The following is a 21,648-nucleotide window of genomic DNA, read 5'->3' on the forward strand; positions in this document are numbered from 1 at the left end:
TCAAACCATGTTTAGCAAAAAGTTTCGCAACATCCTGCTGTTCGGTTGCATCGCCGCCATTTTCGGCGCGGTCGGCTACTGGAACATCAGCCCGGAACGCTTCCTCGACAAGCCTCCTGTCTCGGCAGAAGAGAGCCCGATCGACTGGTACGCGACCAACACTCACACCTTGCAATACCTGGAAGACGGCAAGGTGCAGTACGAAATGACCTCCGACAAGGCCGAGCACGTCAAGGCGACCGACATTACACTGGTCACCAAACCCGACCTGAACATGTATCGCGGCACAGACTTCCCGTGGCACGTGACCAGCGAGCGCGGTGAAGTGAACTCCGGCGGCACCGAGGTCGAGCTGATCGACTCGGTTCGCGTCAAGCGCACCGATGAAAAGAAACGCGACACCCTGATCACCAGCACCCGAATGACGGTGTTCCCTCAGCAGCAATATGCGCAGACCCAGCAACCCGTTAGAATCGACGGCGCTGGCGGTGTATCGACCGGCGTGGGAATGAAAGCGTATTTGAAGGAAAGCAGGATACACCTGCTATCGAACGTAAGAGGACAGTATGAGGCTCGTTAAAACCCTCCCTATTTTGCTCAGTCTGGGCGCAGCACTGGGAAGCGTGAGCGCCTGGGCTCTGCCGAACGATCAGGAGCAGCCAATCCGCATTCAGGCCGACGATGCCCAGCTGGACGACAAAAATGGCGTTGCCACTTACAAAGGCGCGGTGATCATCACCCAGGGTTCGATGATCGTCAAAGGCGACACCGTAACGCTGACACGCAACCCGGCCGGCGAGATCGACGTGGTGACTTCGGTAGGCAACCTGGCCTATTTCGAACAACTGCAGACCGCTGGCGACAAGAAACCCGTCCAGGGCTGGGGCGTGACCATTCAGTACCACGCGCAGCAAAACCGTGTCGTACTGATCGACAAGGCCAAGGTCGTCGACAAGGACAACAACACCACTCAGGGCGAGAAGATCGTCTATGACACGGTGAAAAAACTCGCCAGCGCCGGTCGCGCTACCGGCAACAAGGTCACCGAAACGCGTCCGCGCATCGACATGGTGATCCAGCCGAAGAAGAAAACCGACGAGAAAACCCAGTAATGGCAACCCTGAAAGCTCAGCACCTGGCCAAGGCCTATAAAAGCCGCCAGGTCGTGCGTGACGTCAGCCTGTCGATCGACAGCGGTCAGATCGTCGGCCTGCTCGGCCCCAACGGCGCCGGCAAGACCACCTGCTTCTACATGATCGTCGGCCTGGTGCAGGCCGATCAGGGCCGCGTCCTGATCGACGACCTGGACGTCAGCCACCAGCCGATGCATGGTCGCGCCAAGGCCGGTATCGGCTATCTGCCGCAGGAAGCCTCGATCTTCCGCAAGCTGTCGGTGGCCGACAACATCATGGCCATCCTCGAGACCCGCCAGGAGCTCGACAAGGCCGGCCGTCGCAAGGAGCTGGAAAGCCTGCTGCAGGAATTCCACATCAGCCACATCCGCGACAACCTCGGCATGAGCCTGTCCGGTGGCGAGCGTCGCCGGGTGGAAATCGCCCGCGCACTGGCCACCGCACCGAAATTCATCTTGCTCGACGAACCGTTCGCCGGTGTCGACCCGATCTCCGTGGGCGACATCAAGCAGATCATTCACCATCTCAAGGCCAAGGGCATCGGTGTACTGATCACCGACCACAACGTCCGCGAGACGCTGGACATCTGCGAAACGGCGTACATCGTCAATGACGGCCAACTGATCGCCGAAGGCGACTCCGCGACCATCCTCGCCAACGATCTGGTGAAGGAAGTGTATCTGGGTCACGAGTTCCGCCTGTAAGCGCGACAGCGTTCGATCAGCCGTCCGGGTGCTGTAACGTTGAAGCGCATTTTTATACGCTTTTATTGTTACAGCGCTCTAGGCAAACACGACAGTTTCAGGCATATAATTTGCTTAAGTTTGGCGCCTCGGCGCCCTGTAGTGGATGGCGCATAGCGCCGGCGAATAAGGTGTTAAGCCCCTGCCATGAAACCATCGCTAGTCTTGAGAATGGGCCAGCAGCTGACGATGACACCGCAGCTGCAACAGGCCATCCGCCTGCTCCAATTGTCGACCCTGGATCTGCAACAGGAAATCCAGGAGGCTCTGGAATCCAATCCGATGCTCGAACGCCAGGAAGACGGCGACGACTTCGACAATTCCGACCCGCTGGCCGACAACGCCGAACAGAAGCCCAATACCGAGATCCAGGAACCCTCCTACCAGGAAACCGCGCCGACGGTCGACAATCTCGAGGACGGCGAATGGAACGAGCGAATCCCCAACGAACTGCCTGTCGACACCGCCTGGGAAGACGTCTACCAGACCAGCGCCAGCAGCCTGCCGAGCAGCGATGACGACGAGTGGGATTTCACCACCCGCACCTCCGCCGGCGAAAGCCTGCAAAGCCACCTGCTGTGGCAGCTGAATCTGGCGCCGATGTCCGACACCGATCGCCTGATCGCCGTGACCCTGATCGATTGCATCAACAATCAGGGCTACCTCGACGAAACCCTCGAAGAAATCCTCGACGCCTTCGATCCGGAGCTCGACATCGAGCTGGACGAGATCGAAGCCGTCCTGCACCGCATCCAGCAATTCGAACCCGCCGGCATTGGCGCACGCACCCTGGGCGAATGCCTGCTGCTGCAATTGCGCCAGCTGTCGGCCAAGACCCCTTGGCTGGCCGAAGCCAAGCGTCTGGTCACCGATTACATCGACTTGCTCGGCAGCCGCGACTACAGCCAGCTGATGCGCCGCATGAAGCTCAAGGAAGATGAACTGCGCCAGGTCATCGAACTGGTCCAGAGCCTCAACCCGCGCCCCGGCTCGCAGATCGAATCCACCGAAGCCGAATACGTGGTGCCTGACGTCATTGTGCGCAAGGACAACGAGCGCTGGCTGGTCGAGCTGAACCAGGAATCGGTGCCGCGCCTGCGGGTCAACGCTCAATACGCCGGTTTCGTGCGTCGCGCCGACACCAGCGCCGACAATACCTTCATGCGCAATCAGTTGCAGGAAGCCCGCTGGTTCATCAAGAGTCTGCAGAGCCGCAACGAAACCCTGATGAAAGTGGCCACCCAGATCGTCGAGCATCAGCGCGGCTTCCTGGAGTACGGCGACGAAGCGATGAAGCCACTCGTGCTGCATGACATCGCCGAGGCAGTAGGTATGCACGAGTCGACGATTTCCCGGGTGACCACGCAGAAATTCATGCATACCCCCCGGGGCATCTATGAACTGAAATACTTTTTCTCCAGCCACGTCAGTACCTCCGAAGGCGGCGAATGCTCGTCCACGGCGATCCGCGCGATCATCAAGAAACTGGTCGCCGCGGAAAATCAGAAAAAGCCGTTGAGTGACAGCAAGATCGCTGGTTTACTGGAGGCACAAGGCATTCAGGTGGCTCGCCGCACCGTCGCCAAGTACCGCGAATCCCTCGGGATCGCGCCTTCGAGCGAACGCAAGCGGTTGATGTAAGCCACGTTACAGCGTTCCAGTGGCAGGCTCTTCGGCCTGCCGCTTTATGCACTGGCAACGAAGGAGAAGCTGTATGCAAGTCAACATCAGTGGACACCAACTGGAAGTTACCCAACCTCTCCGTGAATACGTTGAGCAGAAGCTCAAGAGGCTTGAGGGACATTTCGACAAGATCACCAACGTGCAAGTCACGATGTGCGTCGAAAAGCTGAAGCAGAAAATCGAAGCCACGCTGCATATTCCCGGCAACGAGGTCGTCGCAAACGCGGAACATACCGACATGTACGCAGCGATCGACGCGCTGACCGACAAGCTTGATAAACAACTCAAAAAGCATAAGGAAAAGACCCAGAGCCTGCTTCAGGGCGCTACCGGTCGATAACCCCCACCCCCATGATCCGACTTGAAAGCATCCTGACCCCCGGCCGTTCCCTGGTGAACGTGCCGGGCGGCAGTAAAAAGAAAGCCCTCGAACAAATTGCCAACCTGATCGCCCGGGAAAAACCGGATCTGGAGATGCAAGATGTCTTCGAGGCGCTGATTGCCCGTGAAAAACTCGGTTCGACCGGTTTTGGCAACGGCATCGCCATTCCCCATTGCCGCCTCAAGGGTTGTGAATCGCCCATCAGCGCCTTGATGCACCTGGAAGCCCCTATCGATTTCGATGCCATCGATGGCGCACCGGTCGACCTGCTGTTCGTGCTGCTGGTCCCGGAAGCTGCCACCGATGCACACCTGGAACTGCTGCGCCAGATCGCCAGCATGCTCGATCGCAAGGAAGTACGCGAAAAGCTGCGTCGCGCCACCACCAACGAAGCCTTGTATCAGGTTGTCCTGGACGAGCAAAACGGGCACTAAACATGCGCTTGATCATCGTCAGTGGCCGCTCCGGCTCGGGCAAAAGCACGGCCCTGGATGTCCTTGAGGACAACGGCTACTACTGCATCGACAATCTGCCGGCCGGCTTGCTGCCGGAGCTGGCGGAACGCGCCCTGATTCATACGGAACTGTCTCAGCCACTGGTCGCGGTATCGATCGATGCGCGCAACCTGCCAAGTCACCTTTCGCGCTTTCCGGAGTTGCTAGAAGAGGTTCGCAACCGGCACATCCAGTGCGACGTTCTGTATCTGGATGCCGATGAAGAAACCCTGCTCAAGCGCTTCTCGGAAACCCGTCGCCGTCACCCGCTGAGCAGTGCCAATCGCTCGCTGGCTGAAGCCATCAACGATGAAACCGCCCTGCTGGGCCCGATCGCCGATCTGGCCGACCTGAAGGTCAATACCACCAATCTGAACCTGTATCAGTTGCGCGACACCATCAAGCTGCGGCTGCTGAACCAGCCGGAGCCCGGTACGGCGTTTCTGGTGGAGTCGTTCGGTTTCAAACGCGGCATGCCGGTGGATGCGGATCTGGTGTTCGATGTACGCTGCCTGCCCAACCCGTACTGGAAACCGGAACTACGTGCGCAATCCGGACTCGATGAGCCGGTGGCCGAATATCTGGCGGCACAGCCGGAAGTCGAAGAGATGTTCCAGGACATCTATGCGTATCTATTCAAATGGTTGCCGCGCTTCGCTGCGAGCAACCGTGCCTACGTGACCATTGCCATTGGCTGCACCGGCGGACATCACCGTTCCGTCTACCTGACCGAACGCCTGGGTCAGGCCCTGCAGAAAACCCTGAAGAACGTTCAGGTTCGCCACCGCGACCTCAGCTAAAGGATTCACACCGCGATGCCTGCTCTGGAAATCGAAATCATCAACAAGCTGGGCCTGCATGCCCGGGCGTCGGCAAAGTTCGTGGGCGTGGCGGGTCAGTATCCCGACTGCACGATCAGAGTGGGTCGCACCCCGGAAACCACGGTAGATGGCAAAAGCATCATGGCGATGATGATGCTCGCTGCCGGCAAGGGCACCAAAATCCACCTGAGCACCGAGGGACATCAGGAACAGGAAGCCATGGATGCTCTGGTGGCACTGATCAACAACTACTTCGACGAAGGTGGTTGAAAGTCCTTTGTGGCGAGAGATGTGTCTCTCGCCACACTTATCCCAGCGCTGTATCCATCACCATCATCAGGCAGAAGCCGATCAACAATCCCAGGCTCGCCAGCTTGTCGTGACCATTTCGTCGCGACTCCGGGATCACTTCGTGGGTCACCACCAGCAACATTGCCCCGGCCGCCAGCGCCAGTCCGAGGGGCAACAACAATTCAGCCAGACTGACCAGCCACGCACACAGCAGCGCGAACACCGGCTCGACCAGACCTGATGCCGCCCCGATCAGAAACGCCTTGATCCGCGACATCCCGGCCCCGGCCAACACCAGCGCAATCACCAGCCCTTCCGGCACATCCTGCAAGGCGATGCCCATCGCCAGGCTGTCAGCGTCCGGCATGCCGCCGCCCGCAGAGACGCCGACGGCCATGCCTTCCGGGATGTTATGGGCAATGATGGCAAACACGAACAGCCAGATCCGCGGGGGAATCACCGGATGCTCGACGGTGCCGATGAGCATTTCCGGCGAAGCGCCGGACAATTTGCGGTCCACCAGATACAGACCGAAAGCACCGAGCATGATGCCGAAACAGATCAGGCCACTGGCGCCCCAAGGACTCAGCCCAAGACTTTCTGCGGCGGCAATCCCCGGCACAATCAGCGAAAAAGCAGTCGCCGCCAGCATCACGCCGGCACCAAACCCCAGCAGAGTGTCGCCCAATGCCTGAGGCATGTTGCGGATCACCAGCACCGGAACCGCCCCGAGTGCCGTGCCGAGCGCGCAGATTGCACCGCCCTGTAATGCCCGGGACAGTTTCGGCTCCAGGTTCAGCCATTCGAGTCCGTGAGCCACCAGCAAGGTCATGCCCGCCAACAGCAGCAGCGACCCGAATGCGTAACGAAACATACGCCCACTTCCGATCGCCAGTGTTTCAGTGCCCATAGTCAGCCCTGGATTGTTTTTATAGGAGACTTAAACCAGTGCAGCCTGATAACGCTCAGCGACTTCAGGCCAGTTGATCACGTTGTAGAACGCGCTGATGTATTCCGGGCGGCGATTCTGATAACGCAGGTAGTAGGCGTGCTCCCACACGTCGAGTCCAAGAATCGGCGTATTGCCGCCCATCAGCGGGCTGTCCTGGTTACCGCTGCTTTCCACCACCAGTTTCTTGTCCGGGGTGACACTGAGCCACGCCCAGCCACTGCCGAAGCGGGTCAGCGCAGCCTTGGTGAAGGCTTCCTTGAAGCTGTCGAGGCCGCCCAGTTGCTCATCGATCGCCTTGGCCAGCGCACCATCCGGTTTGCCGCCACCACCAGGCACCATCACTTCCCAGAACAGCGAATGGTTGGCATGACCGCCACCTTGATTGATCACCGCCGCACGCAGCTTTTCCGGCAGTTGGTGGACGCTGGCGACCAGTTTTTCCACCGGCCATTCCGCGAATTCGGTGCCCTCGACCGCAGCGTTCAGGTTGTTGATGTAGGTCTGGTGATGCTTGGTGTAGTGAATCTCCATGGTCTGCGCATCGATGTGCGGTTCCAGTGCGTCATAGGCGTAAGGCAGGGCTGGCAGGGTAAAAGCCATTTCAGTGGACTCCATGGTGATGTTGGGCAGGCACGCGGCGCGCATTGCCGGTATCCGGGTGCAGCAAGCGCTGGGTGCGCGGGTATTCGCCGTGTTCGCTGATGAAATTGAGCAGCTCGACATAGGTCTTGCTGCTCTGACGCAGCGCCGCTTCACGCAGGGCCGGGCGCAGGCGCTCGTCCTGCATGGTCTGCAACAGGCGCTGATGGATCGCGCAGAGGTATTCGGCGCTCTCCTCCGGCTGGTTCAGACGCAGATGCAGATCGGCCAGGTTGTGATGGGAAATGACGCAGGCCGCCACCGCTTCGTCGGCATCGGCCCAGCGCTCGAACAGCACTTGCGCCAAAGCGAGGGCCTGCAGATAGGCCTCGCGGGCGTCGATCAACTCGCCCAGCATGAAGCAGCGATTGGCCCGTTCGATCGTGCGTTTCCAGTGCTCCATGATGAGCCTCCAAAGCGGTTGCGGTGTTTACACGCCGCCGGCGGTGAGTTTCTCGGGATTGAGCAACTCTTCCAGCTGGCTGCGCGACAGGTCGGTGTGTTCCAGCGCGACGTCGATTACCGGGCGACCCTGTTTATAGGCCTGCTTCGCGATTTCGGCGGCCTTCTGGTAACCGATGATCGGGTTGAGCGCGGTGACCAGAATCGGGTTGCGCGACAGCGCTTCCTTGAGGCGCGACTCGTTGACCTTGAAGCTGGCGATGGCTTTGTCACCCAGCAGACGGCTGGTATTGGCCAGCAACTCGATGCTGCTCAACAGGTTCTGGGCGATGATCGGCAGCATCACGTTCAGTTCGAAATTGCCCGACTGACCGGCGATGGTGATCACCGAGTCATTGCCGATCACTTGCGCGGCGACCATGGCGGTGGCTTCCGGAATCACCGGATTGACCTTGCCCGGCATGATCGATGACCCCGGCTGCAGGCCTTCCAGTTCGATTTCACCGAGGCCGGCTAGCGGGCCAGAGTTCATCCAGCGCAGGTCGTTGGCGATTTTCATCAACGACACGGCGGTGGCCTTGAGCTGGCCGGAAACGGCCACGGCGGTGTCCTGCGAACCGATCAGCGCGAACAGATCCTTGCCCGGAGTGAATTGCACATTGGTCAGTTGGCTGAGTTGACGACTGAAACGCGCGGCGAATTCCGGATGCGCATTGATCCCGGTGCCGACCGCCGTACCGCCCTGGGCGAGAGATTGCAGGCTTGGCAACAAGTCCTGCAGATGACCGATATTGGCCTTGAGCTGCTGCGCCCAACCGTTGAGTACCTGGCTCATGCGCACCGGCATGGCGTCCATCAAGTGAGTACGGCCGGTCTTGACATGGTGATGCACCTGTTCGGCCTTGCGCTCGATGACTTGCACCAGATGCAGCAGCGCCGGCAGCAGTTGCTCGTGCAGGGCCAGCGCGGCGCTGACGTGGATGGTGGTCGGGATGATGTCGTTGCTGCTCTGCCCGCAGTTGACGTGATCGTTGGCATTCACTGGCTCGTCGAGCAGGCGGCTGGCCAGGGTGGCGATCACTTCGTTGGCGTTCATGTTGGAGCTGGTGCCGGAACCGGTCTGGAAGATATCCACCGGGAAATGCTGCATGAAGTCACCTTCAAGCAGCCCCTGGGCCGCGTCGCTGATGGCCTTGCCTTGCGCGGCGCTGAGCTGATTGAGTTCGACGTTGGCCCGGGCGGCAGCGGCTTTTGCCAGGATCAACGCGCGGATGAACTGGGTCGGCATCGGCATGCCGCTGATCGGGAAATTATCCACTGCGCGCTGGGTCTGCGCGCCGTAGAGAGCGTCCACCGGCACCTGCAGTTCGCCCATGCTGTCGCGCTCAATACGTGTCTTGGTCATCGGTAAATCCTTGGACTAATTCAATGAGAGGAATGGAGGGTTGCAACTCGCAGGTGGCGAGCTGCCAGGTGTAGCTTTGCCAGCGTTTGAGCCGGCATTTGCACAGCGACAGGCGTTCCATCTCACGTAATGGGCGCCAGGCCTGATCGAGACAGAGGCTGCGCCAGTGCCACGGCAACGCGGTGTCGGTGGCCGTGTCGAGCAGCAGACGGAAAGAGGTTTCAGCGACAGTCCAGGGCGAGGTCGCCGTGCAGCAGGCCAGATACCGGCCTTCGGCCAGGTAGTGTTCGATCAGACGCGGTTCGTCGGGATCCATGGCGCAACGGATCTGGCGACTCATCCAGCGCCAGCTTTCGAGGTACGGCTGCTCGTGCAAGGCAGAACTCATGATCCTGGGCTCATCCGATAATGAGATTTATTATTAGATGATAATGAGAACCAAAACAAGAGTGGCTTTTTTAGCTGCCCCGACCAGCTCTAATAAATTCCGGACACAAAAAAGGCGCGCCACCCAATCGGGTGGCGCGCCTTTTTGTATTGGCCCGGGCTTAGCTGCCCGCGACCGTCATCCGCTCGATCAACACCGAACCGGTGCGAATATTGCTGCGCAGCTCCAGATCGTTACCGACCGCGACGATCTGCTTGAACATGTCACGCATGTTGCCGGCGATGGTCACTTCCTGAACTGCGAACTGGATTTCACCGTTCTCGACCCAGAAACCCGCCGCACCACGCGAGTAATCGCCTGTCACCATGTTCAGGCCATGGCCCATCAACTCGGTGACCAGCAGCCCACGGCCCATGCGCCGCAGCAGTGCGGCCTGATCTTCATCACCATGGGTGACGAACAGGTTGTGCACACCGCCGGCGTTGGCGGTGCTCGGCATGCCGAGTTTGCGCCCGGAGTAGGTGCCGAGGATGTACGACACCAGTTCGCCTTTTTCGACGAACGGTTTGGCATAGGTCGCCAGACCGTCACCGTCGTACGACGCACTGCCCATGGCACGCATCAGGTGCGGGCGCTCGTCGATGGTCAGCCATTCCGGGAACAGCTTCTGCCCCAGCGTGCCTTCAAGGAAGGACGATTTGCGGTACAGGCTACCGCCGGAAATCGCCGACAGGAAACTGCCGAACAACCCGCCCGCCAGCTCGGCGGAAAACAGCACTGGAACCTCACAGGTCGGCACCGGACGCGCGCCCAGACGGCTCGCGGCACGCTGTGCGGCACGCTGACCGATGCTCACCGGGTCGGCCAGCAAACTGCCCTGGCGATTCACGTCGTACCAGTAATCACGCTGCATCTGGCCATCGGCCTCGGCGATCATCACGCAGCTCAAGCTGTGCCGGGTCGACGCATAACCACCGATGAAACCGTGGCTGTTGCCGTACACGCGGCAGCCCTGATGAGTGCTCAACGTGGTGCCATCGGCGTTCTTGATGCGTGCATCGGCGTCGAACGCGGCGGCTTCGCAGAGCAATGCTTTCTCGATGGCCTGTTCCGGGGTGATGTCCCATTGGTGGAACAGGTCGAAATCCTGAATATCCCTGGCCATCAGCGCGGCATCGGCCAGTCCCGAGGCTTCGTCTTCGGAAGTGTGCTTGGCAATCGCCAGCGCCGCAGCAACGGTCTCGCGAATCGCATCTGGTCCGGTGGCGGACGTGCTGGCCGAGCCCTTGCGCTGACCGACATACAAGGTGATGCCAAAGCCCTGATCGCGGTTGAACTCGACCGTTTCGACTTCACGCTGACGCACCGACGTCGACAAGCCCTGCTCCAGCGACACCGCCACTTCGCAGGCACTGGCACCCTGGCGCTTGGCTTCGGCGATGATCTGCTCGACCTGTTCCTGCAGTGCCGGCAATGCCTGTGGGCCGACGCTTTCAACTGCACTCATGCTCATCTCCACTCAAATTCTGCTTTCGGCTGGGGCCTTCGAGCGACCGGGCCGGACAAGCGGCCCCCGACTGGTTATCATGGCGGCGTTTCTTTGCGGACTGCCACCATGGTTGATTCTTACGACGACTCCCTCGATACGGGAGAAAAAAGCAAATCCCAGGTCAAACGCGAGCTGCATGCTCTGGTTGACCTTGGCGAGCGCCTTACAACGCTCAAGCCCGACTTGCAGGCGAAACTGCCATTGACCGACGCTTTGCGCCGGGCCCTGGCCGATGCGCCCAAGCACACCGCGAACATCGCGCGTAAACGGCACTTGCAGTTCATCGGCAAACTGATGCGCGATCAGGACACTGACGCGATTCTCACCCTGCTCGATCAACTCGATGCCTCTACCCGTCAGTACAACGAGCGTTTCCACAACCTCGAACGCTGGCGTGACCGCCTGATCGCCGGTGACGATGCCGTGCTGGAGAAATTCGTCGTCGATTACCCGGACGCCGATCGCCAGCAACTGCGTTCCCTGATCCGTCAGGCCCAGCACGAGGTTGCGCACAACAAGCCTCCTGCCTCGAGCCGTAAAATCTTCAAGTACATCCGTGAGCTGGACGAGACTCAACGCGGTCTGCGTTGATATTCGCCACCGGGTGGCCGCACTGCGCGCCACCCGAAGCTCCACCCCTTCTTATGCGCCCGTGCCACCCACGGTGATCGCATCGATTTTCAGCGTCGGCTGACCCACGCCCACCGGCACCGACTGCCCGTCCTTGCCGCATGTGCCCACACCGCTGTCCAGCGCCAGATCGTTACCGACCATCGACACCCGGCTCATCGCTTCCGGGCCGTTGCCGATCAACGTCGCGCCCTTGACCGGCGCAGTGATCTTGCCGTCCTCGATCAGGTACGCCTCGCTGGTGGAGAACACGAACTTGCCGCTGGTGATGTCGACCTGACCGCCACCGAGGTTGGCGCAGTAGATGCCCTTCTTCACCGACGCAATGATTTCCGCCGGATCGCTCTGGCCGCCAAGCATGTAGGTGTTGGTCATCCGTGGCATCGGCAGGTGTGCGTAGGATTCGCGACGACCGTTGCCGGTGCGGGCCACGCCCATCAGGCGCGCATTGAGCTTGTCCTGCATGTAGCCCTTGAGCACGCCATTTTCGATCAGCGTGGTGCACTCGGTCGGCGTACCTTCGTCGTCGACGCTCAGGGAGCCGCGACGACCGGCCAGCGTGCCGTCATCGACGATGGTGCAGAGTTTGGATGCAACCATCTCGCCCATGCGCCCGCTGTAGGCCGAACTGCCCTTGCGGTTGAAATCACCTTCCAGACCATGACCCACCGCTTCGTGCAGCAGCACACCGGACCAGCCCGAACCCAGAACGACCGGCAAGGTACCGGCCGGTGCCGGGATCGCTTCCAGATTCACCAGCGCCTGGCGCAACGCTTCACGGGCATAGCCCATGGCGCGGTCTTCGGCGAGGAAATAACGGTAGTCGGTACGCCCGCCGCCGCCATGGCCGCCACGTTCGCGACGGCCATTCTGCTCGACGATCACGCTGACATTGAAACGCACCAGCGGACGCACATCGGCCGCCAGGCCGCCGTCGGTCGAAGCTACCAGAATCCGCTCCCAGACCCCGGCCATGCTCACGCTGACCTGCTGGATACGCGGGTCGAGGGCGCGGGTGGCGACGTCGATGCGCTTGAGCAGTTCGACTTTTTCGGCGCGGCTCAGCACTTCCAGCGGGTTGTCCGGCGCATACAGCTGGGCGACGTCCTGGGTGCTGAACGCCTGCACGGTGCCGTTCTGCCCGGCGCGGGAAATCGAACGGGCTGCACGGGCCGCCGCGCCGAGGGCTTCGAGGGTGATCGCGTTGCTGTAGGCGAAACCGGTTTTCTCGCCGGACTGCGCACGCACGCCGACACCCTGGTCGAGGTTGAAACTGCCTTCCTTGACGATGCCGTCTTCCAGCGACCAGGACTCGGAAATCTGCCCCTGGAAATACAGGTCGGCCGCATCGATGCCTGGACCCGCCAGATCACCGAGCACGCCTTGCAGGCTCTCGATCGTCACGCCGCCGGGCGCCAACAGGTGATCACTGACTGAGGACAACAACTCGCTCATAGGTTTTACGCCTTAAATTCGTGTTCTGAAGCAGGTCGCTGTGCGCCCTGCGAAAAAAACCGCCGATGACCGGTCACCGGCATTCGCGCCCGGATGGACGCCTGTTCGTTGCTGTCGCGTTCGGCCAGCAACACGGCTTCGCCTTGTTCCTGCTGCGCCAGCACGCGGCCCCACGGATCGACAATCGCCCCGTGGCCAAAGGTTTCCCGCGGCCCCGGATGTGTCCCGCCCTGGGCTGCCGCCAACACGTAGCACTGGGTTTCAATGGCCCGTGCACGGATCAACACATCCCAGTGCGCCGCACCGGTCACCGCGGTGAAGGCCGACGGTGCGGTAATCAGTTCAGCCCCGGCCGCACGCAATTCGCTGTACAGCTCCGGGAAGCGCAGGTCATAACATACCGTCAGGCCGAGCCGGCCAACCGGTGTGTCCGCCACGACCACATGACTGCCATAAGCATAGTCATCGGATTCGCGGTAACGCCCGCGATTGTCCGCCACGTCCACATCGAACAGATGCAACTTGTCATAGCGGGCAACGATTTCGCCCTGATCGTCCACCAGCAACGAGCAGGCATTTGATTTCGCTTCGGGTTGCCCCGCCGGTGGCAACGGCAAGGTGCCGGCCACTATCCATAACTTGAGGTCGCGGGCGGTCTGTTTCAACCACGGCAGGATCGGGCCCTCACCGAGTGCTTCGGCGCGGCCGATATCGGCGATGTCACGACGCCCCATGGCGGCGAAGTTTTCCGGCAGCACTGCCAGCTTCGCGCCAGCGCTGGCCGCCTGTTCGAGCAAACGCCGGGCATCGCGCAGATTGGCCAGCACGTCGCCCTGGCTGACCATTTGAATCACCGCAAAAGACATGGCGAACTCCGCAAGAGGTAGGCAGCCATGCTACTCCATCGGTTTATAGCCTGGCTGATCAAAAAGGCTTGTCGAAGGTGATTTTCGGCTCTTTCCACGGGCCTTTGACCGTGTATTTGACGCTGGCGAACCGCGCCACGCGATCACCGATCAGTTTGTCGATCAGGAACAGCGCGCCGCCGACCGCCGGTGCACCGACGATCAACGCCGCGATCGGCAGGTTATTGGTCACCGGCAGGGTCACCAGCAATTTGGCGTCGACCTGATCGCCGACCAGATCCAGCGTCCCGTTCAGTTCAATATTGCTCGACGGTCCAGTCAGTTTGATCGGCTCCTGCGTCACATACACGCCGTTGTTCGCCACCAGCAATCCCTTGACCCGGTCATAGCTCAAGCCTTTGCCGAACAGGTCGGAAAAGTCGAGGCGCAGACGCCGGCCGATGGAGTTGAAGTTGAGCAGACCGAACACCCGTAATGCCTGGGCGCCGCCCTCGACCTCGACGAACTGGCCCTTGTTCAGCGACGCATCGAGCGTGCCGGAGAAGCGCTTGGTCGCCAGCCACGCCGGCGAGCCCGGCCAGCGGCCATCGACATCCATATGGAATTCTTCGCTGGTCACGCTCGGCGCAAAGCCCCAGCCCTTGAGCACGTCGGCGAGATTCTTGCCGCCGATCCGGCCCTTGTACCAACTGCTGGTAACGCCAGGTGTCCCCTCCCAGCCACCGCTGCCCTGCAACAAAATGCCTTTGAGACCCATGTCCAGATTGTTCAGGGCGATACCTTTGGCCGTTGGCCGGACTTTCAGCGACCAGCCACCGACCAGGTCCTGGCCCTGGAACAGCTGATTGATGGTGATATCGAGCGCCGGGATCTTGGTCGGATCCACCGAGGCCAGAGGGTCAGGTGCGTTCTCGTCTGCCTGCACCGTCGGGTCCGGCGCCGGCAGGCGAACGTATTGCAGGTTCACCACAATCGGCGCGGCCTTGGCGTCTGGAATGGCTGCGGTACCTTTGGCCTGCTGACTGTCGAGGGCCAGGGCCCAGGCGCCGGGCTTGCGATCCAGTTGCACCGCTGCCTGATCCAGCGTCGTGCCGAAGGCCGTCAGTTTGCCGACCTTGAAGTCCGCGCTGCTGAGCAGTTGCTTGGCGCTGCCGCCCGGGTCCTGACCGGCGTACTTGTCCACCAGATCCTGCCAGGGTTTGACGTCCAGCTCCGACAGCACGCCGCGTATGCGCAAGCCTTTGTTGCCCGGCAATACCGCTTCGCCGGCGCCGAGGAACAACTCGCCGCGGCCATCGGCGAAATTGCTCGGCGGCGCGGCGAACGTGAAGTTGGCCAGTTGATCGTAATTGACCCAGTAACGCCGCTCCTGCCCTTGCAACGTCATGCGGAACACCGTGTCACGCCCGACATCGGCGGTCATGCCGAACGGCGCAGGCAGATCCACCGCCACGCCCTTCATACTGGAGCTGACCATCAATTGACTGTCGGCACCGTCCAGATTCACTTGCAACTGGTAAGGAATCGTCCCGGACACCGGCAATGGCTGAGTCACGCCGAGCCAGTCAGTGAGTTTCTTGACCTCGACCTGCCCCGACGCCGCCACCCGGGTCTTGAGCTTGCCGGGGCCGCCGTCTGCAAATATCTGCGCGGTGACCGGTTTGTCGAAGGCCCGGGCGCTGATGTTCTGTCCGCTCAGGCCCTTGGCGCTGTCAAAACGGAAATCCCCCTTGAGCTGACTCAATTCCAGCTTGGGCTCGGCCAGCTTCAATCGCGCATTGGCGGTCTTGAAGTCCACGAGGATCTTCGGTTGATCGCCCTTGGCCAACGGCACATCCAGTTTGAGTTTGCCTTGCAGATCACCCTCGCCTTCCCAGCCGGCGAAGGTGTCGGCGGTGCCGATCGGCGCTTCCTGGAGAATCTTCAAGCCATCGCCCAGGCCGCCGGCAAACCCGCCGTCGAGGAACATATGGCTGTGCTCGCCACTCGGCACATGGGGAATATTGACGAAGACGTCGCTGACCTGAGTATCAAGCAACTGCCCCTTGCTGGCGACGATGCGCACACCGCTGTCCTCGATGAACACATCGCCGCTGACCTTGCTCACGTGCGGCCAACCCGGCTGGAACGCCAGTTCGGCGTCATGCACCTTGAAGAACAGGCTGATGCTGCGATCCGCATCTGCGGCGCCTTTGTTCAGGGAACCCTGATACTGGAAGAACCCTTGATCCACCGCGCCTTTGAGAATCGCCGTGCGCAGCCATTCGTCGAGGGCCGGGCTCAGGACTTCCGGCAGGTATTTGGCGGTGTAGCGACCGTCACCGTCCACCAGGCCGACCCGCAGGTCCATGTAGTCTTCCTGGGTGTGGTCGAAATGCAGGCGAATCAGGAAATCGCCGGCAATCTTGCCCTCTTCGCCGAGCACCTTCAGGTACGGCGCGATCAGGGTGAAACCTTCCTTATCGAGCTTCCAGGTCAACCGGGCGTTGGCCTGAATGTATTGCCATGGTTTGGCGAAGATCGGATCGAGGTGCAGGACGAAGTCCTTGCTGTCCATGCGCAGCTCACCGCCGCCGAGGTTGCCGGTCAGGCTGCCGCTGACATTCCGCGCTGCGGGTGCACCGTGATAGGCGTCGAAACCGACCTGATCGAGGTTGGCGGCGAAACTGAATTTGCTGTCGTCGGTGGCGTTCGGGCGGAAATCCAGCAGTACGTTGCGCAAGCCACCGGTCACTTTCAAATGCTCGACTACGGTGGCAAAGCCTTGTGGCAGCGGGCCCAGCGCATTGAGTAACGGGGTGATCGGCGTCAGATCGAGGCGATCGGCCTGCAGGTGCCAGAGCTCGTCAACCTTGTCGGTGGCGGCGGTCTGCTTGACCTGGACACGGGACTCCCAACGGGTTTCGCCAAAATTCATCGCCAGCGAATCGAGGGTGACGGTCGCGCCCTCGGCACTGCGCTCGAAGTAACCGTTGAGGGCCAGGTTGTTGATCCGGATCGGCTTGCGCTCGGCGTAGGCACCGTTGAGTTGCGGGGCGTTAAGGCGGATGGCGGCGCTTTGCAGCGCGCCCTCGCTCCAGTTGACCCAGAGCTCGCCGCCGGCCTTGATCTCGGAGAAATTCCATTGCTGGGTCAGGCGCTCGGGCAACCATTTCGCCCAGTCGCTTTGCGGCAGGCTGACATAGCCTTCGACCGCACTGTCCTGCAACTGACTGGCGCGAATCCGCGTACGCAGGCTCAGTGCGACGGGTTGACCGTCGGGCAAGGTCAACCGTGCGTCGAGGCGCTGGCGATTGAGGCCGGTCTTGAGGTTGAGTCCGACGTAGGTAAGGGTCAGCGGTGCCTGTTCCAGCGGCTGCAACGTCACCTGACTGTCGAGCACCGACAATTGCTGGACCATTTGCATGCGGTTGAACAGTTGCTCGGGATCCATGGGCTGATCCTTCTGCACCGGCAAGCCTTCGAGCGTCCATTGGCCGTCCTCACCCTCCTTGAGGCTGATCTTCAGACCATTGAGTTCAAGATGCGCGATACGTACTTCCCGGGCCAGCAGACTGGCCCACAGGTCCGGCACTGCGCGCACGTGATCCAGACGCAAAGCATTGGCACCGCTGCCGACAATGACGTCACGAGCCAACAGGATCGGCGCAAAGCCGCTCCAGCTGCCTTCCAGCTCACCGATCTGCAACGGCATGCCCAAGGCAGCGCTGGCCTTGTCTTCGATGTCGGTACGGTATTCGGCCACCAGTGGCGTGAGTTCCCGGCCGAGGCTGACGTACAACGCCATCAAAACCAGAACCAACGCGCACAGGCCCAGCCCCCAGCGAGTCAGTGCAGCCAAAATGCGTGTCAGACGTTCCATGTCAGTTGGCTCCCATGGCAAAAATACTGCAAAAAGCTGAGGCCAGCCGTTTCAGGAAAAAGGTGACGCAGGGGATCAGAGCAGCACCACGTCATATTGTTCCTGGGAATACATGGTTTCCACCTGGAAGCGTATGGTGCGCCCGATAAACCCTTCAAGCTCGGCGACGTTACCGGACTCTTCATCGAGCAGCCGATCGACGACTTTCTGGTTCGCCAGTACGCGATAACCCTCGGCCTGATAGGCCCGGGCCTCGCGCAGGATCTCGCGGAAAATCTCGTAGCAAATGGTTTCCGGCGTCTTCAGCTTGCCGCGTCCCTGACAACTGCTGCAAGGCTCACACAGCACCTGCTCCAGGCTTTCGCGAGTCCGTTTGCGAGTCATCTGCACCAGACCCAGCTCGGTGATGCCGATGATGTTGGTCTTGGCGTGATCGCGCTCCAGCTGTTTTTCCAGGGTTCGCAGTACCTGACGCTGGTGCTCTTCGTCTTCCATGTCGATGAAGTCGATGATGATGATCCCGCCCAGATTGCGCAGGCGCATCTGCCGGGCAATCGCGGTGGCGGCTTCGAGGTTGGTCTTGAAAATGGTTTCTTCGAGGTTGCGATGCCCGACGAACGCGCCGGTATTGACGTCGATGGTGGTCATGGCTTCTGCCGGGTCCACCACCAGATAACCGCCGGACTTCAGCGGCACCTTGCGCTCGAGGGCTTTCTGGATTTCGTCTTCGACGCCGTACAGGTCGAAAATCGGCCTCTCACCCGGATAGTGTTCCAGACGATCGGCGATTTCAGGCATCAGTTCGGCGACGAACTGCGTGGTTTTCTGGAAGGTTTCCCGGGAGTCGATGCGGATTTTCTCGATCTTCGGGCTGACCAGGTCACGCAAGGTGCGCAGGGCCAGACCGAGGTCTTCGTAGATCACGCTGGGTGCACCGATGGTCTTGATCTGTTCGTTGATCTGATCCCACAGGCGTCGCAGGTAGCGGATGTCCATCAGGATTTCATCGGCCCCGGCCCCTTCGGCGGCGGTACGCAGAATGAAGCCGCCGGCCTCCTTGATGCCTTCTTTGGCCACACAATCGCTGACCACCTGTTTCAGGCGCTCGCGCTCGGCTTCGTCTTCGATCTTCAGGGAAATGCCGACGTGAGCGGTGCGCGGCATGTACACCAGATAACGCGAAGGGATCGACAGTTGAGTAGTCAGACGCGCCCCTTTGGAGCCGATCGGGTCCTTGGTGACTTGCACCACCAGGCTCTGGCCTTCATGCACCAGCGCGCTGATGCTTTCCACGGCCGGGCCTTCGCGCAGGGAAATTTCCGAAGCGTGGATGAACGCCGCACGGTCCAGGCCGATGTCGACGAATGCCGCCTGCATGCCCGGCAGTACCCGCACGACCTTGCCTTTATAGATGTTGCCGACGATCCCGCGTTTTTGCGTGCGCTCGACGTGCACTTCTTGCAGCACACCGTTTTCGACCACCGCCACGCGCGATTCCATCGGCGTGATGTTGATCAGAATCTCTTCACTCATGGCAGGGTCTCGTTCAGGCATGTTCACGATAATGGCCGCATCTTGTTCCGTTCGACGCTTACTGCGCACTCAGGTTTTGCCAACAGGGTATGCCGAAATGGCCCAGCAGTTCTGCGCTTTCGCACACTGGCAAACCGACCACAGCCGAATAGCTGCCGTTGAGACCGGCGACGAACACCGCGCCCAGTCCCTGAATGCCGTAACCGCCGGCCTTGTCCCGAGGCTCGCCGCTGGCCCAGTAGGCGGCGGCTTCTTCGCGACTGATCGCCCGGAACCGTACCAGACTGCGCACCACTTGCGACTCGCAGCGCTCACCGTCAAGCACGGCGATGGCGGTCAGCACTTCGTGCTCCTTGCCGGACAACATCATCAGCATGGCGCATGCGTCGGCTTCGTCCACCGGTTTACCGAGAATTTTGCCGTCCAGCACCACAGCGGTATCGGCGCCCAATACGCAAAACGGTTTATCGCTGACGACAGAGCGCCGCCCGGCCTCGGCCTTGCCGCGCGCCAGGCGCTCGACATAGGCCGATGGGGATTCATTGGTGAAAGGGGTTTCATCGATATCCGCGCTGATGGCGGTAAACGGGATGCCGATCTGCGTGAGCAATTCACGCCGACGCGGCGATCCTGAGGCGAGGTATAGCTTTTCCATCAAGACATCTCCCTGTCGAGGTTTGGGCAAATGCCTGACCGAATCAGTTGATTTTGTAGCGCCGGCGCAATCCACGCAAAGCGAAGCTGACCCACGGCCAGAGCAAGGCACTGACCAGTGCCGGCAAAACCAGCGCCAGGGTCGGCTGGCGGTTGCCGGTCAGGGCACTGAGCCACAATTGCACAAGCTGCGCGAGGCCGAAGATCACCAGGATCACCAGGCACTGCTGCCACATCGGGAACATCCGCAGGCGTTGCTGCAACGACAGCACCAGGAATGTGATCAACGTCAGGATCAAGGCGTTCTGTCCCAGCAGCGTGCCGTACAGCACGTCTTCAGCAAGCCCGAGGCAAAATGCAGTGACCATGCCGACCTTTTGCGGCAGGGCCAGTGCCCAGAATGCCAGGAGCAGGGCCAGCCACAGCGGGCGCAGGATTTCCATGAATTGCGGTAACGGCGACACGCTGAGCAGCATGCCGATCAGAAACGTCAGCCAGACGATCCAGCCGTTTCGGGAGGCTTTGACACCGACCATTATTCTCGTCCCCCTGTGGTGGCCGGCGCAGTGACAGGCGGTTTGGCGGCCGGCCGTGCACTGGCAGGCTGAGCGGCCGGCGGCTTGCTCGCTGCCGGAGTCGCTGCGGGTGGTTTCGCTGGCGGCTTGCTCGCGGCGGGCTTGGCCGGCGTAGCAGCAGCGGGTGCAGTGGCAGGGGTGCCCGACGCAGCAGGAGCCTGAGCCGGTGTATTCACCGTTTTCGGCACCGTGGCCGGAATGATCGGGCCACCACCAAACGCATCAAGATTTTCCTGAGCCTGCGCCGCATCGTTGGCACGCTCTTCAGCCGTACGGTTGTCGCTGAACACCAGCAACAGGTAGCGGCTGCGGTTCAGCGCGGCAGTCGGCACGGCACGGACAATGGCGAACGGCTGGCCCGAGTCATGAATCACTTCCTTGACCGTCGCCACCGGGTAACCGGCCGGGAAACGCTGGCCAAGGCCGGAGCTGACCAGCAGATCGCCTTCCTTGACATCGGCAGTGTCGGCCACATGCCGCAGTTCCAGACGCTCAGGGTTACCGGTGCCACTGGCAATCGCCCGCAGACCGTTACGGTTCACCTGCACAGGAATACTGTGGGTCGAGTCGGTCAGCAACAAGACACGGGAGGTGTACGGCATCAGCTCGACCACCTGCCCCATCAGGCCGCGTGCATCGAGCACCGGCTGACCGAGCACCACGCCGTCGCGCTCACCTTTATTGATGATGATGCGATGGGTGAAGGGATTCGGGTCCATGCCGATCAGCTCGGCCACTTCGACCTTCTCGTTGACCAGCGCGGAGGAATTGAGCAACTCGCGCAGACGGACATTCTGCTCAGTGAGGGCGGCAAGCTTTTGCATGCGACCCTGCAACAGCAGGTTCTCGGTCTTGAGTTTTTCGTTTTCGGCGACCAGCTCGGTGCGGCTGCCGAACTGACTGGCGACACCTTCCCACAGCCTGCCGGGCAGGTCGGTGATCCAGTAAGCGTCCATCAGCACCAGCGACATCTGGCTGCGGGCAGGCTTGAGCAGGCTGAAACGGGCATCGACCACCATCAGCGCGACCGACAGCACGGCCAGCACCAACAAGCGCACGCCCAGTGAGGGGCCCTTGGCGAAAAGCGGTTTAATAGGCCGCTCCTCCCAGGCAAATGTTCTGTTTATTCATACGGCATCAAACCGGCCTGGATGAAGACTGACAGAAGATAAACGCCAACAGGCAGCACTG

22 protein-coding genes are annotated in these 21,648 nt (G+C 60.9%); 9 read left to right on the forward strand and 13 right to left on the reverse strand.

What is annotated here, in order from left to right; genetic code table 11:
- Positions 1-7: 7 nt before the first annotated feature.
- The 8 genes from lptC to M5B98_RS21975 all read left to right on the forward strand — a co-directional run bounded on the left by lptC (position 8) and on the right by M5B98_RS21975 (position 5,526).
- Entirely contained in the window at positions 8-580 is a 573-nt protein-coding gene (lptC, locus tag M5B98_RS21940) for an LPS export ABC transporter periplasmic protein LptC (RefSeq protein WP_119426705.1), read from the forward strand.
- Entirely contained in the window at positions 567-1,112 is a 546-nt protein-coding gene (gene lptA, locus M5B98_RS21945; RefSeq protein WP_248743957.1) for a lipopolysaccharide transport periplasmic protein LptA, read from the forward strand. Before lptC ends, lptA begins: the two co-directional genes overlap by 14 nt.
- Positions 1,112-1,837, forward strand: coding sequence for an LPS export ABC transporter ATP-binding protein (gene lptB, locus M5B98_RS21950; protein WP_007953572.1), 726 nt, complete (start codon positions 1,112-1,114; stop codon positions 1,835-1,837). Before lptA ends, lptB begins: the two co-directional genes overlap by 1 nt.
- Positions 1,838-2,023: 186 nt before the next feature.
- On the forward strand, positions 2,024-3,517 hold the full coding sequence (locus M5B98_RS21955) for an RNA polymerase factor sigma-54 (RefSeq protein ID WP_248743958.1): 1,494 nt from the start codon (positions 2,024-2,026) through the stop codon (positions 3,515-3,517).
- Between the two features lie 73 nt (positions 3,518-3,590).
- The gene (gene hpf / locus M5B98_RS21960) at positions 3,591-3,899 is read left to right on the forward strand and encodes a ribosome hibernation-promoting factor, HPF/YfiA family (protein WP_007953578.1); all 309 of its coding nucleotides are present in this window, start codon (positions 3,591-3,593) and stop codon (positions 3,897-3,899) included.
- Positions 3,900-3,910: 11 nt separating this feature from the next.
- The gene (gene ptsN / locus M5B98_RS21965) at positions 3,911-4,375 is read left to right on the forward strand and encodes a PTS IIA-like nitrogen regulatory protein PtsN (protein ID WP_085711784.1); all 465 of its coding nucleotides are present in this window, start codon (positions 3,911-3,913) and stop codon (positions 4,373-4,375) included.
- Positions 4,376-4,377: 2 nt separating this feature from the next.
- Entirely contained in the window at positions 4,378-5,235 is an 858-nt protein-coding gene (gene rapZ, locus M5B98_RS21970) for an RNase adapter RapZ (RefSeq protein WP_085711785.1), read from the forward strand.
- Positions 5,236-5,250: 15 nt separating this feature from the next.
- The gene (locus tag M5B98_RS21975; RefSeq protein ID WP_085711786.1) at positions 5,251-5,526 is read left to right on the forward strand and encodes an HPr family phosphocarrier protein; all 276 of its coding nucleotides are present in this window, start codon (positions 5,251-5,253) and stop codon (positions 5,524-5,526) included.
- Positions 5,527-5,563: 37 nt separating this feature from the next.
- Here the strand turns inward: M5B98_RS21975 and M5B98_RS21980 are convergent, their stop codons facing one another.
- The 6 genes from M5B98_RS21980 to pmbA form a co-directional block, all read right to left on the reverse strand.
- Complete coding sequence (locus tag M5B98_RS21980) at positions 5,564-6,457, reverse strand: ZIP family metal transporter (RefSeq protein WP_248743959.1); 894 nt, start codon at positions 6,455-6,457, stop codon at positions 5,564-5,566.
- 30 nt (positions 6,458-6,487) lie between these two features.
- Positions 6,488-7,099 (reverse strand): superoxide dismutase, encoded by a 612-nt coding sequence (locus M5B98_RS21985; RefSeq protein WP_248744056.1) that lies wholly within the window; start codon positions 7,097-7,099, stop codon positions 6,488-6,490.
- Position 7,100: 1 nt separating this feature from the next.
- Positions 7,101-7,541: a hypothetical protein gene (locus M5B98_RS21990; RefSeq protein WP_085711789.1), complete on the reverse strand. Its 441-nt coding sequence runs from the start codon at positions 7,539-7,541 to the stop codon at positions 7,101-7,103.
- A 27-nt stretch (positions 7,542-7,568) separates the two neighbouring features.
- Positions 7,569-8,945: a class II fumarate hydratase gene (locus tag M5B98_RS21995; RefSeq protein WP_248743960.1), complete on the reverse strand. Its 1,377-nt coding sequence runs from the start codon at positions 8,943-8,945 to the stop codon at positions 7,569-7,571.
- On the reverse strand, positions 8,926-9,333 hold the full coding sequence (locus M5B98_RS22000) for a FagA protein (RefSeq protein ID WP_248743961.1): 408 nt from the start codon (positions 9,331-9,333) through the stop codon (positions 8,926-8,928). Before M5B98_RS22000 ends, M5B98_RS21995 begins: the two co-directional genes overlap by 20 nt.
- A gap of 160 nt (positions 9,334-9,493) precedes the next feature.
- Entirely contained in the window at positions 9,494-10,840 is a 1,347-nt protein-coding gene (gene pmbA, locus M5B98_RS22005; RefSeq protein ID WP_114881423.1) for a metalloprotease PmbA, read from the reverse strand.
- Positions 10,841-10,948: 108 nt separating this feature from the next.
- On the opposite strand from pmbA, the gene yjgA reads away from it, so the two are divergent.
- Positions 10,949-11,473, forward strand: a complete 525-nt coding sequence (gene yjgA / locus M5B98_RS22010) for a ribosome biogenesis factor YjgA (protein WP_115076552.1) — start codon at positions 10,949-10,951, stop codon at positions 11,471-11,473.
- Positions 11,474-11,524: 51 nt separating this feature from the next.
- Here the strand turns inward: yjgA and tldD are convergent, their stop codons facing one another.
- From tldD to mreC, 7 genes are all read right to left on the reverse strand, one after another.
- Positions 11,525-12,967, reverse strand: coding sequence for a metalloprotease TldD (gene tldD / locus M5B98_RS22015; protein ID WP_085711794.1), 1,443 nt, complete (start codon positions 12,965-12,967; stop codon positions 11,525-11,527).
- 5 nt (positions 12,968-12,972) lie between these two features.
- Positions 12,973-13,833 (reverse strand): carbon-nitrogen hydrolase family protein, encoded by an 861-nt coding sequence (locus M5B98_RS22020; RefSeq protein ID WP_248743962.1) that lies wholly within the window; start codon positions 13,831-13,833, stop codon positions 12,973-12,975.
- Between the two features lie 58 nt (positions 13,834-13,891).
- On the reverse strand, positions 13,892-17,695 hold the full coding sequence (locus tag M5B98_RS22025) for a YhdP family protein (RefSeq protein ID WP_248743963.1): 3,804 nt from the start codon (positions 17,693-17,695) through the stop codon (positions 13,892-13,894).
- A gap of 75 nt (positions 17,696-17,770) precedes the next feature.
- Entirely contained in the window at positions 17,771-19,228 is a 1,458-nt protein-coding gene (gene rng / locus M5B98_RS22030) for a ribonuclease G (RefSeq protein WP_065260839.1), read from the reverse strand.
- Between the two features lie 58 nt (positions 19,229-19,286).
- Positions 19,287-19,883, reverse strand: coding sequence for a Maf family protein (locus M5B98_RS22035; RefSeq protein WP_248743964.1), 597 nt, complete (start codon positions 19,881-19,883; stop codon positions 19,287-19,289).
- A 43-nt stretch (positions 19,884-19,926) separates the two neighbouring features.
- Positions 19,927-20,418: a rod shape-determining protein MreD gene (gene mreD / locus M5B98_RS22040; protein ID WP_085711798.1), complete on the reverse strand. Its 492-nt coding sequence runs from the start codon at positions 20,416-20,418 to the stop codon at positions 19,927-19,929.
- Positions 20,418-21,551: a rod shape-determining protein MreC gene (mreC, locus tag M5B98_RS22045; protein WP_119426693.1), complete on the reverse strand. Its 1,134-nt coding sequence runs from the start codon at positions 21,549-21,551 to the stop codon at positions 20,418-20,420. Before mreC ends, mreD begins: the two co-directional genes overlap by 1 nt.
- Positions 21,552-21,648 lie beyond the last annotated feature (97 nt).

The sequence above is a fragment of the Pseudomonas sp. MWU12-3088 genome, from assembly GCF_023242405.1.
Lineage (GTDB): Bacteria > Pseudomonadota > Gammaproteobacteria > Pseudomonadales > Pseudomonadaceae > Aquipseudomonas > Aquipseudomonas kribbensis.

Bases quoted from the DNA above. Each gene is read 5' to 3' on its own strand.
- tldD (WP_085711794.1), bottom strand. From the start codon at position 12,967: ATGAGCGAGTTGTTGTCCTCAGTCAGTGATCACCTGTTGGCGCCCGGC.
- M5B98_RS21990 (WP_085711789.1), bottom strand. From the start codon at position 7,541: ATGGAGCACTGGAAACGCACGATCGAACGGGCCAATCGCTGCTTCATG.
- rng (WP_065260839.1), bottom strand. From the start codon at position 19,228: ATGAGTGAAGAGATTCTGATCAACATCACGCCGATGGAATCGCGCGTG.
- hpf (WP_007953578.1), top strand. From the start codon at position 3,591: ATGCAAGTCAACATCAGTGGACACCAACTGGAAGTTACCCAACCTCTC.
- lptA (WP_248743957.1), top strand. From the start codon at position 567: ATGAGGCTCGTTAAAACCCTCCCTATTTTGCTCAGTCTGGGCGCAGCA.
- M5B98_RS21975 (WP_085711786.1), top strand. From the start codon at position 5,251: ATGCCTGCTCTGGAAATCGAAATCATCAACAAGCTGGGCCTGCATGCC.
- M5B98_RS21980 (WP_248743959.1), bottom strand. From the start codon at position 6,457: ATGGGCACTGAAACACTGGCGATCGGAAGTGGGCGTATGTTTCGTTAC.
- M5B98_RS22020 (WP_248743962.1), bottom strand. From the start codon at position 13,833: ATGTCTTTTGCGGTGATTCAAATGGTCAGCCAGGGCGACGTGCTGGCC.
- mreD (WP_085711798.1), bottom strand. From the start codon at position 20,418: ATGGTCGGTGTCAAAGCCTCCCGAAACGGCTGGATCGTCTGGCTGACG.
- M5B98_RS21985 (WP_248744056.1), bottom strand. From the start codon at position 7,099: ATGGCTTTTACCCTGCCAGCCCTGCCTTACGCCTATGACGCACTGGAA.
- yjgA (WP_115076552.1), top strand. From the start codon at position 10,949: ATGGTTGATTCTTACGACGACTCCCTCGATACGGGAGAAAAAAGCAAA.
- M5B98_RS22000 (WP_248743961.1), bottom strand. From the start codon at position 9,333: ATGAGTTCTGCCTTGCACGAGCAGCCGTACCTCGAAAGCTGGCGCTGG.
- lptB (WP_007953572.1), top strand. From the start codon at position 1,112: ATGGCAACCCTGAAAGCTCAGCACCTGGCCAAGGCCTATAAAAGCCGC.
- M5B98_RS21955 (WP_248743958.1), top strand. From the start codon at position 2,024: ATGAAACCATCGCTAGTCTTGAGAATGGGCCAGCAGCTGACGATGACA.
- M5B98_RS22025 (WP_248743963.1), bottom strand. From the start codon at position 17,695: ATGGAACGTCTGACACGCATTTTGGCTGCACTGACTCGCTGGGGGCTG.
- ptsN (WP_085711784.1), top strand. From the start codon at position 3,911: ATGATCCGACTTGAAAGCATCCTGACCCCCGGCCGTTCCCTGGTGAAC.
- M5B98_RS21995 (WP_248743960.1), bottom strand. From the start codon at position 8,945: ATGACCAAGACACGTATTGAGCGCGACAGCATGGGCGAACTGCAGGTG.
- lptC (WP_119426705.1), top strand. From the start codon at position 8: ATGTTTAGCAAAAAGTTTCGCAACATCCTGCTGTTCGGTTGCATCGCC.
- M5B98_RS22035 (WP_248743964.1), bottom strand. From the start codon at position 19,883: ATGGAAAAGCTATACCTCGCCTCAGGATCGCCGCGTCGGCGTGAATTG.
- rapZ (WP_085711785.1), top strand. From the start codon at position 4,378: ATGCGCTTGATCATCGTCAGTGGCCGCTCCGGCTCGGGCAAAAGCACG.
- pmbA (WP_114881423.1), bottom strand. From the start codon at position 10,840: ATGAGTGCAGTTGAAAGCGTCGGCCCACAGGCATTGCCGGCACTGCAG.